The organism is Sphingobium sp. B12D2B, assembly GCF_025961775.1.
GTDB lineage: Bacteria > Pseudomonadota > Alphaproteobacteria > Sphingomonadales > Sphingomonadaceae > Sphingobium.
Map to the genome: position 1 here is coordinate 2,389,354 of NZ_JAOQOH010000001.1, position 17,366 is coordinate 2,406,719.

Genomic DNA, 17,366 nt, shown 5'->3' on the forward strand with positions numbered 1-17,366 from the left:
GGGGCCTGCCTTATTCGGCGGCCTCTTCCAGATGACCATGCGGCGCAGCCTGCATCGCCGCGATGCCGAGCTTGGCGAGCAGCGCGCCATCCTTGTCGTCGCCGGCATTGGGTGTGGTGAGCAGCTTGTCGCCGGTAAAGATACTGTTGGCCCCAGCCATGAAGCAGAGCGCCTGACAGGCCTCGCTCATGCTCTCCCGCCCCGCTGAAAGGCGGACCATCGCCTGCGGCATGGCGAGCCGCGCCACCGCCACCGTGCGGACGAACTCGATCTCGTCGATCTTGGCGAGCGGCGTATCGGCGAGCATGTCGCCAAGCACGGTGCCCTTCACCGGCACCAGCGCGTTGATCGGCACGCTCTCCGGATGCGGCATCGTCGCCAGCGCGTGGATGAAGCCGATGCGATCCTCCCGCGTCTCGCCCATGCCCACAATGCCACCGCAACAGACGTTGATCCCAGCGGAGCGCACGGCCTCCAGGGTCTCGATGCGATCGGCGAAGCTGCGCGTCGTGATCACCTCGCCATATTTCTCCGGCGCGGTGTCGATGTTGTGATTATAATAATCCAGTCCGGCTTCGGCGAGCATCTGGGCCTGACCCGGCGTCAGCATCCCCAGCGTCATGCAGGTTTCCATGCCCATTTCGCGCACGCCCTTCACCATCTCGATGAGCGCGGGCATGTCGCGGTCCTTGGGGTTGCGCCAGGCCGCGCCCATGCAGAAGCGGCCCGAACCGGCATCCTTGGCCTGGGCGGCGGATTGCAGCACGGCGCGCACGTCCATCAGCTTGGTGGCCTTGAGGCCGGTCTCTGCATGGACGGACTGGTTACAATAGCCGCAATCCTCCGGGCAGCCGCCGGTCTTGATCGAGAGCAGCGTCGAGAGCTGCACCTCGTTGCGCGGATGATTGGCCCGATGCACGCCCTGCGCCTCATAGAGCAGATCCATGAACGGCAGATCGAACAGCGCGGCGATTTCCTCGCGCGTCCAGTCGGTTCGGGGGGCGGTTGTCACCGGCGCGGCTGCGGATGAAAGCTGTGTCATAGCCTGCCCCTCTGCCTCAGGCCGAGGCGCTTGAAAAGCTACTCTTGCCATTGGCGGCATCAGCATAACGCCTGAGCGCATCCGCATAACGCCCGACCAGCCGCCGCGCCTGTTCATCGGCGGGCATCGCAGCAAGCGCCGCGCTCAGCCGCACAGGCCATTCTCCCGGCAGATCGCCCAGCCGCTCTCGAGCGATGCCAATGGTGAAGAGGATGGCACGGCTCTCCGGCAGGCGCCTCAGCGTTTGCCGTTCGCAGCGGACGATCAGCGTCTGCCCGGCATTGTCCGGCGTGACATGCGCAAACGCGGCGGCCTCATCGACGGTCGGGAGATAGCGCCACTCCATGGACGGCACGATGAACCAGTTGGCCCGCGCGAAAATTGGCCCCGCTTTCAGCCCATTCATGAAATGATCGACACCGGGCGCCAATTGCTCGGCATAGCCATGGATGGGCGCATGGATCTGCGCCATCGGTCGGCGGATCTTGTCCGCAATGCGCCAGTCGGTCGGGAAGCCCACCGCAGCGGCGGTAAGCTGCCACGGCCCGCCAGGCTCCGCCTGCTGCATGATGCACAGGTCTTCCCAGCAGCCGCGCGCGATATCGACCAGCTCTCCTGAAATGCCGACCATCGCGCCGAGTTCGCGGATGGCGCCATAGGCACCGGGCAGCGTCTGCACCGCCGCCGGGTGCGCATCGAACACGGCGGCGCGGGCGGCGCGGTCGAAGTCCGGCCAGAGCCAGTCCTCCTCCGGCACGCGGCGCAGGCCCATGGTCATCGCACGGCCCATCCGCGCTGCGCCCAGCAGATCGGGCACGGAGAAGCCAAGCGTCATGCTGCCCCGCCTCCGTGCCCGGCTGCCATCCTCAGAGCGCGTCCAGCGCCTGCGCCATGTCGGCGATAATGTCGTCGATATGCTCGATACCAACCGACACGCGCACCACGTCCGGCCCGGCACCAGCTGCGACCAGTTCCGCCTCTGACAGCTGGCTATGGGTGGTCGAAGCAGGGTGGATGATCAGCGAACGGGTATCGCCGATGTTGGCCAGATGGCTAAACAGCTTGACGCCCGAGACGAGCTTGATGCCAGCCTCACGCCCACCCTTCACGCCGAAGGTGAACACGGCGCCGCCCTTGCCGCCCAGATAACGCTGCGCGAGCGCATGATAGGGATCGTCCGGCAGACCCGCATAGCGCACCCACTCCACCTTGGGATGCTTCTGCAGCCACTGCGCCAGCGCCAGCGCGTTGTCGCAATGCCGCTCCATGCGCAGCGAGAGTGTCTCCATGCCCGTGAGCGCGAGAAACGCGTTCATCGGCGCCAACGCAGGCCCCAGATCGCGCAGGCCCAGCACCCGGCAGGCGATGATGAAGGCAATCGGCCCTACCGCGTCGCTCAGCACGGCGCCGTGATAGGAGTCGTTGGGCTGGGTCAGCGCAGGAAACTTGCCGGACTTCACCCAATCGAACTTGCCGGCATCCACGATCACGCCGCCGATGGAATTGCCATGGCCGTTAAGGAACTTGGTGACCGAATGCACCACGATGTCCGCGCCATGCTCGATCGGGCGGCACAGCACCGGCGTCGCCAGCGTGTTATCCACGATCAGCGGAATGCCGGCATCATGCGCGATCTTCGCGATCGCCTCGATATCCTGCACCACGCCGCCGGGATTGGCGAGGCTCTCGATGAACACGGCGCGCGTGCGGTCCGTGATCGCCGCGGCGATATTGGCCGGATCGTCCGCATCCACGAAGGTCGAGCCCCAGCTCATCTTCTTGAAGCTGTGGCCGATCTGGTTGAGCGAGCCTCCATAGAGTTTCTTGGCCGCGACGATGTGATCGCCGGCTTCCAGCAACGTGTGGAACGCCAGGAACTGCGCGGCATGACCCGAGGCCACGGCCAGCGCGGCAGCACCGCCCTCAAGCGCCGCAATCTTGCCTTCCAGCACGCCATTGGTGGGGTTCATGATTCGCGTGTAGATGTTGCCGAACTCCTGCAGCGCGAAGAGGCGCGCGGCGTGATCGGCATCATCGAACACATAGGATGCCGTTTGATAGATCGGCGTGATCCGCGCCTTGGTCGTCGGGTCGGGCTCGGTTCCGGCATGGACAGCGAGGGTATCGATCTTCTGGCTCACGGGGCTGCTCTCCTTTGTGTTGCGCGAAGCGTGACCGACAGCGGCACGGACCGCCATACAGAAGGCTCCTTAGCGTCTCGCCAACGCAAAGCCTACCGCCAGCGCGTGCCTGCAGACCGATGATCGTCCATCTGCTTGCGGAGATGGCTCCCGATCGCCAACTAGGCACCACAGACAGGACACGCCATGCACATCCAGGACCCCACGCCCCGCCCCCGCCAGATCGCCGAGATCGGCAGCTATCATGCGCATATTTATTATGATGCCGCGACGCGCCCGGTGGCGGAGCGCCTGCGCGCGGGCGTGTCCGATCGATTTTCCGTTCGGCTGGGGCGTTGGCACGATCGGCTGGTCGGGCCGCACACGCAATCCATGTTCCAGATCGCCTTCGCCTGCAGCCTGTTCGACACGCTGGTGCCCTGGCTGATGCTCAACCACGGCGGACTGAGCATCCTCATTCATCCCAATACGCTGAACCAGCGGCGCGATCATCTGGAGGACGCGCTGTGGATCGGCACCCCGCAGGCGATCCTGGGAGACCGTCTGCCGACCGAGGGCGCAGAGCCGAATGATGTGGGTGAGATCAATTCCGCGCCCGTTGCCGGAGTCACCATTTAGCGAAGGAGCATTCCTGTCGCAGCGCCTCTCGGAGCGGCGCGACAAGCATAGAAAAACCCCGCCAAGTCGTTGAACCTGGCGGGGTTTTCCATGGTGGGCGTGGCAAGGATTGAACTTGCGACCCCTGCGATGTCAACACAGTGCTCTACCACTGAGCTACACGCCCACTTGAGAGGAGAGGCCCTTACGCAACGCGCGAGGGCGGCGCAAGCGCAAATATCAGAGAAGGTTCTCCGCGCTGGTGCGATTGAACATTCGGTCGACCTCCATCACCAGATCGCGCAAGTGAAACGGCTTGGAGAGAACCTTGGCTTCCGGCGCGACGCGCCCCGCGCGCAGGGTCACCGCTGCAAAGCCTGTGATGAACATCACGCGCGTATGCGGCGAGACGGACGCGACATGCTGGGCCAACTCAATGCCGTCCATTTCCGGCATCACGATGTCGGTCAGCAGCAGATCGAAATGCTCGGCCTCGATGATCGGCACCGCCGCCGTGCCCCGGTCCACCGCCACGACCTCATAGCCGGAGCGTTCGAGCGCACGAACGAGATACTGCCGCATCGAGTCATCGTCTTCCGCCAACAAAATGCGAAACATGCGCGTGCCGAAGCCTCCGGGATACTCGTCGATCACACCGCCATAAAGCCTGATAGGCCTTGGCGTCACCCCTTGCTTTATGCGAAAAGCGATTAAGAATTTCCATCAGTTGCGGCCAATTGCGGAAAATTTCGCAGCCGCAAGCGGCCCTGTGGAGGACCATTGCGACCCAAGCCTGCCCGGAGTCATGACGCGTTTCATCACTACGGCGTGGCCGGTGATCGCGGCCCTCTGGTGTTCGCCGTCCCTCACGCGGGGCGGGATTATTCCCCCGCCCTGCTTGCGCGGGCCCGCGTTTCGCAAAAGGCGTTGCAAGGGCTGGAGGACCGCTATGCCGATCTGCTGGTGGAAAGGCTCATCGAGCAAGGCCATCATGTGCTGATCGCGCGCCAGCCCCGCGCCCTGATCGATCTCAATCGCGACGAGCGGGAGGTCGATCTGCGTGGCATCCAGGGGGCGCCATGGAGCTTTCGTGGCCAGAGCAGCGCAAAATTGCGCGGTGGCCTGGGGCTGATCCCGGAGCGGCTGGCGACGACGGGCGGTCTCTGGCGCGATCCTCTGCCCTACGCTGCCTTGTGCCAGCATATCGAGCAGGTCCATCGCCCCTACCACGCCGCGCTGGCGGCTGCGCTAGACGTGACGCGCCGGCGCTATGGCATCGCGCTGCTGCTCGACATTCATTCCATGCCACCGCTCAAGGCCACGACGACCGACATACCGACTCCGCGCGTGGTGATCGGCGACCGATTCGGGCGGAGCGCGACGGATCGGCTGACCGACCTGTGTGCAGACGTCATCCGCCGGCACCGCCTGCCGGTGGCGATCAACGCGCCCTATGCGGGTAACCATATTCTCGAGCGACATGGCGGGCCCGAGCGGGACGTTCACGCTATTCAGATCGAATTCGATCGGTCGCTTTATCTGGACGCGGCAATGACCGAACCGGGGCCTGGCCTTGCCAATGTGCAGGGCCTGCTGGTGACACTGGCCGAGCATCTCTCGCGCGAGCTGATTGACTTTGCCCGGCCGCTGGCGGCCGAATAGCGCAGACCGAGCCATCTCCGTTTAACCATAAAAAACCACCCCGTGCGATGCACAGGGTGGCCCAGGTTCAGGGAGGAGACGTCCCGAAAGGGCGGGACGCCCACGCAACGGCTCGAAAGGGGGAACAAGCCATTACGTATTCCGAAGTTAAGGCACGGCCCGAGCCTTTTCAAGCCCGGGCCGCAAGAGGTAGATGATTTTTTCAACTTATCGCCTCGCCCCGCCGAAAAAATCGAGCGGCTGAGCGAGGGGCGCGATTTAGCTGATCTGGTAAGCCGGCACCGGGCCGAGGCCGAGGGCGCGCTGAGCGAAGAACAGCTCACGCATGCCCTGCAGCGAGAACAGATGCGCATGAATGAGCGGAAGCGCACCGCTCTGGTTGAACTTGCGCAACTGATCGCCACGCAGCTCGCGCAGCTTTTCCTCGTTGACCATCTGGAAGCCGCGATAAACGAAGGGCTGCTCCTGATCGGGAATCTGGATGCTCAGCTCGCCGTCCATCAGAAGCTCCTGCTCCTGCAGTTCCTTGACGAACTGGCCGGTGCGCATCGCCGCTTCCTCGAACTGCTGGCAGAAGGCGAGCAGTTCCTTGGTCAGCTCGCTGGCCTCGCCATTTTCGATGAGCGGACGTCCGTCCTCATACTCACCGACGATCTCGCTGGTCGGATCGAAGCACAGCGACAGCTCGTCGGAATCCGGACGCAGGCGCACCAGCATCCAGGGGTAGCGACGGATATAGGCCGGAACATAGCCGTCCTCGCGGCGCAGCTTGCCCTCGCTGTCGACCAGCGTGTTGACGCCCTCGTTGAGGCCCATCAGCGCCAGCGGCACGGGATTGGGGCCGCTGGAGAAGACGATCGGCAGGAAACGCTGGGCCTGCGCGAACTCGTCGAGCGTCAGCGGGACGGCGTGGACGCCCACGATATGCGGCGCGGTGTCATAGTTGCGCAGCGTGTACTTGCCGTGCTGCTCCACATTGAGCGGCACCAGATCGTTATAAAGCAGAGGCAAATTCTGGGCTTGTGGCGCGCTGGCCATGACATCGGTCTCCTGAAACGGACATGGATCAGCCCGTTCCCGATGGGCCGGCTGAATGACGCCCGGCCATAAAGGGCCGCTCGGGCCTAGGCAAGGGGCACAAGCTTGCCGGGATTGAATAGGCCCTGTGGATCGAACGCCCGCTTGATCGCCCGCACCGCATTCAGCTGGGCGGGTGGCGTAAGACGCGCAAACTCCGCGATCTTCATCTGGCCGATCCCGTGCTCGGCCGAGATCGATCCGTGCATCGCCACGACGATGTCGTTGACGAAGCGCGTTGCCTCTTCTCCGTGCGAGGCGAGCCAGTCCGCCCCCTGCCCTGGGCCGGTGCCGGCCGGCGCGCGAACATGGAAGTGCACATTGCCATCGCCAAGATGTCCGAAGGACGAAGCCGTCGCCCCCGGGAACCGCGCCTCGCACGCCGCTGCCGCCTCGATCATGAAGCGGGGCATGTCCGCAATCGGCACGCTCACATCGAACTGCAGCGCGGGGCCTTGCGCCCGCTCCGCCTCCGATCCGCTTTCCCGCAGCTTCCAGAATGCCTCAGCCTGCGCCTCGCTGGCGGCGATGGCCGCATCGACGACCAGACCTTGTTCGAAGGCCTCGGCCAGAGCGGCCTCCAGCCGGGCAGCCGCGCTCTCTTGCTCGTCGGCCGCGTCCAGATCCACCTCGATCAGCGCATTCCACGGCGTCCTGGTCTCGATCGGCGCGCGAGTGTCGGGGATCACATCGAGCACATGGCCGAGCGTATCGCGCGCCATCACCTCGAATCCCTCCACGACGGACCCGAGGCGCCGCTCGAGAAACCGCAGCAGCGCCAGCGCCTGCGCGGGGTCTTCCACGCCGGCCCAAGCCACGGCCCGATCGGCAATCGCGGGCACCAGGCGAAGGCTCGCGGCCGTCACGATCCCCAGCGTTCCTTCCGCCCCGATAAGCAGCTGCTTGAGATCGTAACCCCGATTGTCCTTCTTGAGCGCGGCAATCCCATCGTGGATCGAGCCATCCGGCAGCACCGCCTCGATGCCCTCCACCAGCGCGCGCATCGTCCCGTGCCGCAGCACCTGCGTCCCGCCGGCATTGGTGGAGACCAGCCCACCCACTGTTGCCGATCCCTTGGCGCCCAGGCTCAGCGGAAACCGCCGACCGACCGCCGCTGCCGCCTCATGCAGCGTCGAGAGAATGACGCCTGCCTCACACACGGCGAGATTGGCGGCAGGATCGATCGCGCGAATCCGGTTCATCGCGCGGAGCGAGAGGATGAGGGCGCTGCCATCGCCCGGGGGCGTCGCGCCGCCGACCATGGAGGTATTCCCGCCCTGCGGCACCAAAGCGACGCCATGATCGTGCGCGCAGCGGACCATCGCGGCCACCTCCTGCGTAGAGCGGGGCGTCAAAATGGCCGCCGTCTCGCCATGATATTTGCCACGCCAGTCACCCAGCCAAGGCACGATGAGATCGCGATCCTCTATCAGGCCACGGGGACCAGCAATCGCACGAAAGGCGTCCAGAACTGTCTCGGAGATCATGCCCGCCTATATGCCCTCTGCGCCGCCGCATGACCACCATCTGCGCGCAAAAATGCTTGCGAAGCGCGCGCCTTCGTTGTTGATCATACAATTAATCGGCTGTTCAAGCGGTAAGGGTTAGGGCATTTTCCTCCCCTGGGGTCAGTTCATTGCCAGCATCGTCGCCAACCATTTTGCTGCCGCTCCTGCTTTTGGGAGCATCGCAGGCCGTAGAGGCCGAGCAGCGCGTGGCGAGCCCAGAGATGAGCCCGATGGCCCGCATGGGACAGGTCCAGCTCGCCCAGCTCTCCATCGAACAGCGAGTGATCATCCGCATCCCGACCATGCCGGCGCAACCCCGAACAGCCGCACCGGCGCCCCCGGTCATCCAGTGGAAGGAAGGGCGCGGCCCGCGTTGCCTCCCCCTCAACCTGATCCGCGCGGCGGTGGTGACGCATGCCGATGGCGTGACGATGGTGGTGAGCAACACCGAGCGCTACCGCGCCCATCTGGGGCGGGCCTGCCGGGCAGCGGACTTCTATTCGGGCTTCTACATCTCGCCCGACAAGGATGGGGTGCTGTGCGCCGGGCGGGACATGCTGCATGCTCGCAATGGCTCTGCCTGCGAGATCGAGCGCTTCTCGCGCCTCACGGCCCAGGTCGTGCACGCCGAACCTGACGACGAGCCAAGGCGCGCGCGGTCCGATAGATAACCTGCCGATAAGCGGGGCGGAATTTCGCGTTCCGCGTTCGAGGCCAGAAACCATATCGCCGCCGCAGCATTATCATGACGGGGAGCCTCAAGGCTCGCGGACGTCGCGTCAATCGCGACAGGGGAGCCGTCGTTGCGACTAAGATTACCGAAGGCAGGCTTGAAGCCAAGCACGCAGAACATTGGAAAAGCCTGGCGTGGAAGCTTGCTGGCGAGTGCCGGGATGCTGTGCCTGCTCGCCTATCCCGCACAGGCCCAGCCCACCGCGACCGATCAGACGCGGCCGACGCAGAATCCAGACGCGGCTCCTGTCGAACCGATTATTTCTGACGAAGAGTTCGACGCCAGTATTCCGCCGATCGATGAAAGCGCCCCGCTCGGCAGCGTCCAGGCATGGGAAGCCGACGCAGACCGGCGCGCGGCCAGCACCGGCCGAGATGCCAGCGTGAGCGCCGAGCCGACCACCACCGAACAATCGGAGGATAATGGCCTGCCTGCTCCGCCCGAACTGGACAAGGAACTCGACCGGCCCCTCACCCCGCTTAACGCCTTCGATGTCGAAACCTTCGATGAGAGCCAGTATACCGAGGCTGACGAGGGGCCCGCCCCTTCGCTGCGCTACAGCTACAAGATCGAGGGTCTCTCCGCGCTGGACGGTGCCGGCCCGGTGCTGCCCGTCGATGGCGGGGACATTGTCAGCCAGTTCAAGTCGCTCTCCGCCCTCGAAGATGGCGATGGCAAGGCCGACAATGGCGCCATGATCAATGCCCGGCTGGAGGAAGACCAGAAATTGCTGGTCGATATCCTCTCCTCGCAGGGCTTTTTCGATGCCACGGTGCGGGGTTCGCTAGAGCTTCCCGAGCAGGACAGCAAGGGACCGATCACGGTCATCCTGCAGGCCACCCCCGGCCCGCGCTATCATCTTGGCGAGATCCGTTTCGATGCGACGCCAGTACAGCCCGAGGACCTCATTACGCGCGCCTTCCGGCCCCGCAGCGGCGACCCCATCGTGGCCGAACGCATTCTCGGCGCGGAAGCCAATATCGCCGTGACCTTGCCCGAGAACGGCTATCCGTTCGTGAATGTCGGCCAGCGCGATATCGTGCTCGATCCGGAGACGGAGGCCGGCGACTACACGCTGCCGATCACCCCCGGTCCCCGCAGCAGCTTCGGCGACATCGTGGTCGAGGGCGAGAAGCCGGTGTTCGAGGCGGACCATATCCAGAGGATCGCCCGCTTCCGCAAAGGGGAGTTGTATGACAGCCGCAAGATCGATGATCTGCGTCAGGCGCTGATCGCTACCGGCCTGCTCTCCGTGGGATCCGTGACGCCCCGCCCGAGCGGCGAGCCCGCCGGCGACGGCACCGACTATGCGACCCTCATCGTCAATCAGGAGGCCGGCCCCGCCCGCACCCTCGCCGCCCAAGCCGGATATGGCACGGGCCAGGGCGTCAAGGTCGAGGGGAGCTGGACGCACCGGAACATGTTCCCACCCGAGGGCGCGCTCATTGTTCAGGGCACGGCCGGCACATTGGAGCAAGGCCTCGGCGTCTCCTTCCGTCGCTCGAATGCCGGCAAGCGGGACCGCAGCGTGGAACTGGGCATCGATGCGCGCCACAGCAATTTCGACGCGTTCGAGGCGTTCACGGGCCGTCTGTATGGCCGCATCGCCTACGAAAGCACGCCCATCTGGCAGAAGCGGCTGACCTACAATTTCGGCTTCGAGCTGCTCGGCTCGAACGAGCAGGATTATAATTTCGACGCCGGTGAGCTGCGCCGGCGGACCTATTATGTCGCGGCGCTGCCCGGTCAGGTGACGTTCGACACATCCAACTCCCTGCTCGACCCGACCCGTGGCTTCCGGATCTCCGCCTGGCTCTCGCCGGAGGCATCGCTCGGCAGCGGCGCGCAGACCTACGCCCGCGCCCTGCTGGAAGGCACGGGCTACTATCCCGTCTCGGACGGCTTCGTGCTGGCCGGCCGCGCGCGCGTCGGTATGATCGGCGGCGCGGCGCGTGAGCAGATCGCACCCTCGCGGCGCTTCTACGGCGGCGGCGGCGGATCGGTGCGCGGCTTTGGCTATCAGGAACTCGGCCCCAAGGATCCCGATGCCCGGCCGATCGGCGGCCGCAGCCTCGTCGAGGCCGCAGCGGAAGTGCGCTATCGCTTCGGCGATTATGGCATCGTCGGCTTCATCGATGGCGGGCAGGTCTATACCAGCCAGGTGCCACGCTTTGACGATTGGCGCTTCGGCGTCGGCATAGGCGGGCGCTTCTACACCAATTTCGGCCCGATGCGGCTCGATGTCGCCACACCGATCAACCGCCAGCCGGGAGAATCCCGTATCTCCGTCTACGTCTCCATCGGGCAGGCTTTCTGATGGCTGATCCGACCCCGCCCCCCGCGCCGATCGCCCCGGATATGCCGGAAGAGACGACTGCCGAAACCGTGATCGTCCGCCGCCGGAATTGGCCGCGCCGCGTGCTGATCGGCATCGGCGCGCTGCTCGCCTTGCTGCTGGCCGTCATCATTGGCGGCTATGCCTGGCTGAACAGTGACAGTGGGCGGGGGTTCGTCACCCGGCAGATCACCGGGCTCAAATTCGAGAACGGCATGTCGATCGGCATTGGGCGGATCGATGGCTCGATCTTCGGCGCCATGCGTCTGCGCAACGTAGAGGTGCGGGATACAAAGGGCGTATTCCTGAGCGCGCCGCTCATCGAGATGGACTGGCGGCCGCTCGCCTATGCGCGCAGCCATGTCGACATCCGCTCCCTGTTGATCCCCGCCGCCCGGCTGGATCGCTCGCCGGAATTCAAGCCGACGCCATCCAGCGATGGGCCGCTGCTGCCCGATCTCGACATTGACGTGAACCGGCTCGACATTGGCCGCCTGCAGATCGACACCCCGGTGACCGGCCGCAAGCACCTGCTCGGCCTCGCCGGGACGGTCCACATTGCGGACCGCCGCGCGCGGATCAAGGCAGACGGGCGCGCCATTGTGGCGCCGGGCGTTGCGGGTGGTGACAGGCTGGCGCTGCTGCTCGACGCGGTACCGGAATTCAATCGCCTGGCGGTCGATCTGCGCGTAACGGCGCCGGCGCAGGGCTTGCTGGCAAGCTACACCGGCATCGCCCAGCCGACAGCCATCGCGCTGGCCGGCAAGGGTGACTGGCAGAGCTGGACCGGCAAGCTGACGGGCCGGATGGGCAGCGAAAGCCTTGCCAATGTCGCGATCACGGGCCGCGACGGCACCTTCACGGTGCGTGGCCCCTTGCGGCCCGGGCTTTTCCTCACCGGCCCGGCTCGCGCCATGCTCGAGCCGGTGACGCAAATCGACATGACCGCTGCCCTCGCAGACCGCCGCGCCCAGATTCGTGGCGGCCTGGCCAGCGACAACTTCACCTTCGGCGCCCAAGGCCTCATCGATCTGGGTGCCAGCCGCATGGAGAATCTCGATCTCGCCTTCCGGCTCACCAAGCCCAGCGTGATCGCCGAAAACCTGCGCGGCGCGGACATCGCCATGAACGCCACGCTCAACGGCGCCTTCGTTGCCCCCACGATCCGCTATGGCGTGAACGCCCGCCAGATTGGCTTCGGCGCCACGCTGATCGAAGGCCTGGCCGTCTCGGGCAGCGCCGCGCTGGATAAGGACCGCTGGATGATCCCCGTCGAGGGACGCGCCCGGCGGATCAGCGGCGTCAATGCCAGCATCGAGCCCCTGCTGACCAATGTGCGTCTGGACGGCGACCTGGCTTATGCCAATGGCCGCATCCTCTCGGACAATATGCGGCTGCGGTCTGACCGGATCGACGCCACCGCCGTGATCGTGGCCGACCTCAACACCGCGCTCTACACTGGCGCCCTCAATGGCCGGGTGAATGGCTATCAGGTCGAGAGCGTCGGCATCTTCAATCTGCAAACCGACATGGACCTCAAGACCGGCCAGAACGGTTCTTTCCGCCTCGGCGGCCGCGTCACCGCGCGCTCGACACGCCTGCTGAACGACGGGCTGCAAAGCTTTCTTGGCGGCAATGCACTCATCGTCGCGGATGTCGGCTATGACAGCAACGGCGTGGCCAGCGTCGAGCGGCTGAACGTCTCGGCGCCACAATTCCGCATGACCGGCGCGCGCGGTCGCTACGGCGCTGATCGCAGCGTGCGCTTCTCCGGGCGCGGAAGCTCGGATCAATATGGCCCGCTGGGCGTCGAGGTGACCGGCACGGTCAATCGGCCGCTGGTCCGGCTGGCAGCCGAGCGACCGGGCCTTGGCATCGGCCTCGCCAATGTGACCGCGACCGTGCGGGGCGACAACGGCACCTATCTGGTGCAGGGCGAAGGCGCCTCCGACTACGGTCCGCTGGACCTCAATCTGGCTGTAATGACTGCGCGCGGACCTTTGACCGTCGATGTGCGCCAAGGCACGAGCTTCGGCGGCGTCGGCCTCTCCGGGCGCATCTCGCGAAGCCGCGCCGGCCCGTTCGAGGGCACATTGCTGGCCGATGGGTCCGGCATCAACGGGCGGGTTGCGCTTTCCGCGCAGGGTGCCGTCCAGCGCGCGCTGGTGGATGCCACCGCGCGCAATGCCAGCCTGCCCGGCAAGGCCGGCCTTACCGTGGAGCAGGCGCTCATCAAGGCGGACATTCTGCTGACCGAGCAGCCGCAGATCGTTGCCGATGCGCAGCTTGCCGGCACCCGGATGGGCGATCTCACCATCGCGGTCGCGCGCGGCACGCTGAACTATCGCGAGGGCGGCGGTCAGGCGAAACTGCTGGTCGAGGGACGCACGCGCTATCCGTTCCGCCTGGCTGCCAACGCCCGCATGGCGCGGGATCTGTGGCAGCTCGCGCTGGACGGTCGCTTCAACGGCGTCGACGTCAAGACAAGCTCGCCTATGCGGATCGTGCCATCGAACGGACGCTATACACTCGCCCCGACGCGGCTCACGGTCGGCGGAGGCACCTTGCACCTTGCCGGCCATTATGGTGACGGCATGGCCGTGCAGGCGCGGATGCAGGATCTCAACCTCGCCATCGCCAACCCCTTCGTGCCTGGCCTTGGCCTCGGCGGAAAGGCCACCGGCAGCCTCGACTTCACCCAGGCCAGCGAGACGGCCTTCCCCGCCGCCGACGCCCGCCTGACGATCGACGATTTCACCCGCACCAGCCTCGCGGCCGTCTCCGAACCGGTCGATATCCAGTTCGCCGGCCGGCTGATCCCGCAAGGCGGTGAGGCGAATGCGCTCATCCGCCGGCGCGGCGCCGCGATCGGCCGGATGAAGGTCAGCCTCCAGCCGCTCGGGCCGGGCGCCGGCAGCTGGTCGACCCGCCTGCTCGCCGCGCCTCTGTCCGGCGGCCTGCGCTACAACGGCCCGGCCGACGTGCTCTTCTCACTCGCCGCGCTGCCAGACCAGAGCCTCAAGGGCCCAGTCGGTGTCGCCGCCGATTTCAGCGGACGGGTCCGGTCGCCGCAGCTCACGGGGGTCGTGCGGGCCAGCAACCTCACCTATGAGAACACCAGCTACGGCACCCGCCTCACCAACATGGCCGTGCGCGGACGCTTCACCAACGACCGGCTGGAGGTCGAGAGCCTCACCGCCAATGCCGGCAATGGCACGGTCAGCGCCAGCGGATCGGTCTCGCTCAATTCCGATCAGGGTTTCCCCATCCAGCTCGGCATCGACATGAACAATGCGCAGCTGGCGCGCAGCGATGGCCTGCAGGCGCGGGCGACCGGCCAGATCCAGGTGGTCAACGGCCCCAACCAGCCACCGACGATCACGGGGCGCCTCACCCTGCCCGAGACGCGCTATCGCATCGTCTTCCAGGGCAGCGCGGAAGTCCCGACGCTGACCGGCGTGCGGCGCAAGCCGACGCTCAAGCGCGAGCGCATCTCCGGCGCGCCTGAGCCAATGAAGACCATCCCCTCTGACTGGCGGCTGGACCTGCGCGTGCAGGCGGATAACCAGATCTATGTGAGCGGCATGGGCCTTGAGTCCGAATGGGCGGCGGATTTGCGCGTCGCTGGCACCAGCGCAGCGCCGCAGATCACAGGGGGCGTCAACCTCGTGCGCGGTACGCTGGGCTTTGCCGGGCGCTCGTTCGAGCTTCAGCAGGGCCGGATCACCTTCAGCGGGCCGGAGATGACCAACCCGCAGCTGCGCATCGTCGCGAGCGGCGAGGTCGAGGACGTGACGATCACCATCACGATCACTGGCAATGCGCAGGACCCGCAGATCGCGTTCACCTCGACGCCCAGCTTGCCGCAGGACGAGCTGATGGCGCGCATCCTGTTCGGCAATTCGGTGGGCGAGCTGAGCGCCATCCAGGCCGTGCAGCTGGCCGCCTCGCTCAACTCGCTGCGCGGCGGCTCGGGCGGCCTCAATCCGCTGGGCGTGCTGCAATCGGCGGGTGGCATCGACCGGCTGCGTCTGCTGGGTGCCGACGAGGAAACAGGCCGGGGCACTTCGCTCGCCGTGGGGCAGTACATCAGCAACGATGTCTATGTGGAGATCATCACCGATGCGCGCGGCCACACCGCTACGCAGCTGGAAATCAGCCTCTCGAAAGCGCTCTCGGTGCTGAGTTCGGTCAGCAACTTCGGGGGATCCGGGGTGAACCTGCGCTACCGGAAGGATTATTGATGCGCGCGGTAACGATCCTGGCGATGCTGGCAGCGCTCGGGCTGGCGGGGTGCAGCAAGGAGCCGAGCTTCGATGAGCGCTACGCTGCCGAATCCAACCGGGTCGAGGGCATGGCGGCCAATATGCAGGCGCAGCTCGACGAGCAGCTCAATGCCTCTGCCGCAGCCGGCCGCCTCGCCCTCCCCATCGATGAAAATGATGTGGTCGACAACGCCACGGCCCAACCATGACCAGCCAGGCCGACACCGATCAAGACAAGGAGGACCGCCCGATCTCTGCCCAGGAACTCGAAGTGCTTGCCGAAGAAATCCCCGGCGCGAAGGGCGATTCGCCGCTCTCCTTGCCGCCCAAAGCGTGGTGGGCGATCCTCAAGCGCATCTACGTGATGATCGGCTTCCATAATCTCAGCCTGCTCGCCGCCGGGGTCGCTTTCTTCTCCTTCCTTGCTTTCGTGCCGCTGATCGCCTCGATCGTTCTGCTGTACGGCCTCATCGGCGATCCGCAGATCGTCGCCAGCAACGTGAACCTGCTGCGCGGCTTCGTGCCGCCGGAGGTGCTCACCATCCTGGAAGAGCAGCTTCTCGCCATTGTGACGACCAGCAAGGCGGCGCAGGGCTTCGGTCTGGTGCTGGCCCTCGCCTTTTCGATCTATGGCGCCATGCGCTCGGCGACGGCGATGATCGCGGCCCTCAACATCATCTATGAAGAGCATGAGACGCGCAATTTCTTCCGCACCACCGGCGTGGCCGCCGGCATCACCGTCGGCATGGTCGCGGTGGGCGTGATCGGCACCTTGGCGATCTCGCTGTTCACTTATGCCGGGCGCGTGCTCTCCGATTATATCGGCAGCGGTTCGGCGCTGATCATTCAGGTCGCGACCTGGATTTTTGCGGGCGTGCTCATCAGCCTGACCTTCGCCGTGTTCTACCGCTATGCGCCGGACCGCAGAGCCGCGAAATGGCGCTGGCTCTCGGTGGGGTCGGTGCTCTCCACCCTGCTGTGGGTGGGGATCACGCTGGGCTTCGGCTTCTACGTCGCCAATCTGACCAATTATAACGCCACCTATGGCTCGCTTGCCGCCGTCGTCATCTTCCTCATGTGGCTGTTCCTCTCCGCCTTTGCGGTGCTGATCGGCGCTGAGGTGAATAGCGAGATGGAGCGGCAGACCATGGTCGATTCCACCATCGGGCCGGATCGCCCGATCGGCCATCGCGGCGCGGTGATGGCGGACAATCTGGCGGTGAATGATGCCAGCCGCATATTGCTCGAAAAGAAGCGCCGGCGCGACGCCGATCGGGCCGCCAACAAGGCGCATTGAGCGGGGTCGTCGGGGCGCGGCCAATCTTTTCGGGAACGATCCGCTTCCCTCTCGTGTTCGCTCTATATCCGTAAGCAATGGGAGTAATGCCGTGACTGCAAGGATTTACGCCGTGGCCGCAATCGCCACGCTGGGTTTGGCAGCCTGTAGCAGCCCCGATCACACGCAGAACAACGCCGTGCCGGCCGATAATGTTGCCGACAATGCCATGATGGGCAATGCCACGGGCAATATGGCGAGCGGCGAAAGCGCCACCGCGACCCTGCAGACGGCGCAGGGCGCGCCGGCCGGCACCGCGACCATCCGCGCCATGGATGGCGGCTTGCAGATCATGCTCGCCCTGCAGGGCCTGCCTTCAGGGAGCAAGGGTGTCCATGTGCATATGACCGGCAAGTGCGATGCGCCCGACTTCACCACGGCGGGCGGTCACTGGAATCCTGCCAGCACCAAACATGGTCTGGAGAACCCGCAGGGTCAGCATGCCGGCGACATGCCGAACATCGACATTGGCGAGGATGGCCGGGGTACGCTCGAATATACGCTCAAGGGCGCCACGATGGCCGGCTTGATGGACACCGATGGCTCGGCGATCGTCGTGCATGAAGGCACGGACGACCAGCGCACCGATCCGTCTGGCGATAGCGGCGGGCGCATTGCGTGCGGCGTCTTCCAAGCGGGCGCCTGACCGCGCGTTTAGGTGATTTTCTTG

General features: G+C 65.6%; 14 protein-coding genes and 1 tRNA gene. 8 read left to right on the forward strand and 7 right to left on the reverse strand.

Features of this window, described 5'->3' with window-relative positions:
- Positions 1-10: 10 nt before the first annotated feature.
- From bioB to M2335_RS11355, 3 genes are read right to left on the reverse strand one after another with little or no spacing between them, the layout of a single operon-like run.
- The gene (bioB, locus tag M2335_RS11345; RefSeq protein WP_264569965.1) at positions 11-1,042 is read right to left on the reverse strand and encodes a biotin synthase BioB; all 1,032 of its coding nucleotides are present in this window, start codon (positions 1,040-1,042) and stop codon (positions 11-13) included.
- A gap of 16 nt (positions 1,043-1,058) precedes the next feature.
- On the reverse strand, positions 1,059-1,877 hold the full coding sequence (locus M2335_RS11350) for a DUF3445 domain-containing protein (protein WP_264594752.1): 819 nt from the start codon (positions 1,875-1,877) through the stop codon (positions 1,059-1,061).
- Between the two features lie 31 nt (positions 1,878-1,908).
- Positions 1,909-3,183, reverse strand: a complete 1,275-nt coding sequence (locus tag M2335_RS11355) for an O-acetylhomoserine aminocarboxypropyltransferase (RefSeq protein ID WP_264594753.1) — start codon at positions 3,181-3,183, stop codon at positions 1,909-1,911.
- 186 nt (positions 3,184-3,369) lie between these two features.
- Between M2335_RS11355 and M2335_RS11360 the strand changes: the two genes are divergently transcribed.
- The gene (locus tag M2335_RS11360) at positions 3,370-3,801 is read left to right on the forward strand and encodes a DOPA 4,5-dioxygenase family protein (protein ID WP_264594754.1); all 432 of its coding nucleotides are present in this window, start codon (positions 3,370-3,372) and stop codon (positions 3,799-3,801) included.
- A 91-nt stretch (positions 3,802-3,892) separates the two neighbouring features.
- Here M2335_RS11360 and M2335_RS11365 read toward each other — a convergent pair.
- Together M2335_RS11365 and cpdR are read right to left on the reverse strand one after the other, a co-directional pair.
- Positions 3,893-3,967: transfer RNA gene (locus M2335_RS11365), tRNA-Val, on the reverse strand.
- A gap of 53 nt (positions 3,968-4,020) precedes the next feature.
- Positions 4,021-4,398 carry a cell cycle two-component system response regulator CpdR gene (gene cpdR, locus M2335_RS11370; protein WP_181561372.1) on the reverse strand — a complete coding sequence of 126 codons (378 nt, stop codon included), beginning with the start codon at positions 4,396-4,398 and terminating at the stop codon, positions 4,021-4,023.
- A gap of 210 nt (positions 4,399-4,608) precedes the next feature.
- Between cpdR and M2335_RS11375 the strand changes: the two genes are divergently transcribed.
- Positions 4,609-5,442 carry an N-formylglutamate amidohydrolase gene (locus tag M2335_RS11375; RefSeq protein WP_264594755.1) on the forward strand — a complete coding sequence of 278 codons (834 nt, stop codon included), beginning with the start codon at positions 4,609-4,611 and terminating at the stop codon, positions 5,440-5,442.
- Between the two features lie 258 nt (positions 5,443-5,700).
- Here M2335_RS11375 and M2335_RS11380 read toward each other — a convergent pair whose 3' ends face one another.
- Complete coding sequence (locus tag M2335_RS11380; RefSeq protein ID WP_181559273.1) at positions 5,701-6,480, reverse strand: SapC family protein; 780 nt, start codon at positions 6,478-6,480, stop codon at positions 5,701-5,703.
- Positions 6,481-6,566: 86 nt separating this feature from the next.
- The gene (locus M2335_RS11385) at positions 6,567-8,006 is read right to left on the reverse strand and encodes an FAD-binding oxidoreductase (protein ID WP_264594756.1); all 1,440 of its coding nucleotides are present in this window, start codon (positions 8,004-8,006) and stop codon (positions 6,567-6,569) included.
- Positions 8,007-8,248: 242 nt separating this feature from the next.
- On the opposite strand from M2335_RS11385, the gene M2335_RS11390 reads away from it, so the two are divergent.
- The 6 genes from M2335_RS11390 to M2335_RS11415 all read left to right on the forward strand — a co-directional run bounded on the left by M2335_RS11390 (position 8,249) and on the right by M2335_RS11415 (position 17,342).
- The gene (locus M2335_RS11390) at positions 8,249-8,698 is read left to right on the forward strand and encodes a hypothetical protein (protein ID WP_264594757.1); all 450 of its coding nucleotides are present in this window, start codon (positions 8,249-8,251) and stop codon (positions 8,696-8,698) included.
- Positions 8,699-8,902: 204 nt separating this feature from the next.
- Positions 8,903-11,077, forward strand: coding sequence for an autotransporter assembly complex protein TamA (locus tag M2335_RS11395; protein ID WP_264594758.1), 2,175 nt, complete (start codon positions 8,903-8,905; stop codon positions 11,075-11,077).
- A complete protein-coding gene (locus tag M2335_RS11400; protein ID WP_264594759.1) occupies positions 11,077-15,339 on the forward strand; it encodes a translocation/assembly module TamB domain-containing protein in 4,263 nt (1,420 codons plus the stop codon). Before M2335_RS11395 ends, M2335_RS11400 begins: the two co-directional genes overlap by 1 nt.
- The gene (locus M2335_RS11405; RefSeq protein WP_264594760.1) at positions 15,339-15,569 is read left to right on the forward strand and encodes a hypothetical protein; all 231 of its coding nucleotides are present in this window, start codon (positions 15,339-15,341) and stop codon (positions 15,567-15,569) included. The genes M2335_RS11400 and M2335_RS11405 overlap by 1 nt, the downstream gene beginning before the upstream one ends.
- On the forward strand, positions 15,566-16,657 hold the full coding sequence (locus tag M2335_RS11410; protein WP_264594761.1) for a YihY/virulence factor BrkB family protein: 1,092 nt from the start codon (positions 15,566-15,568) through the stop codon (positions 16,655-16,657). The genes M2335_RS11405 and M2335_RS11410 overlap by 4 nt, the downstream gene beginning before the upstream one ends.
- Before the next feature lie 91 nt (positions 16,658-16,748).
- Positions 16,749-17,342, forward strand: coding sequence for a superoxide dismutase family protein (locus tag M2335_RS11415; RefSeq protein WP_264579232.1), 594 nt, complete (start codon positions 16,749-16,751; stop codon positions 17,340-17,342).
- Positions 17,343-17,366: the final 24 nt, after the last annotated feature.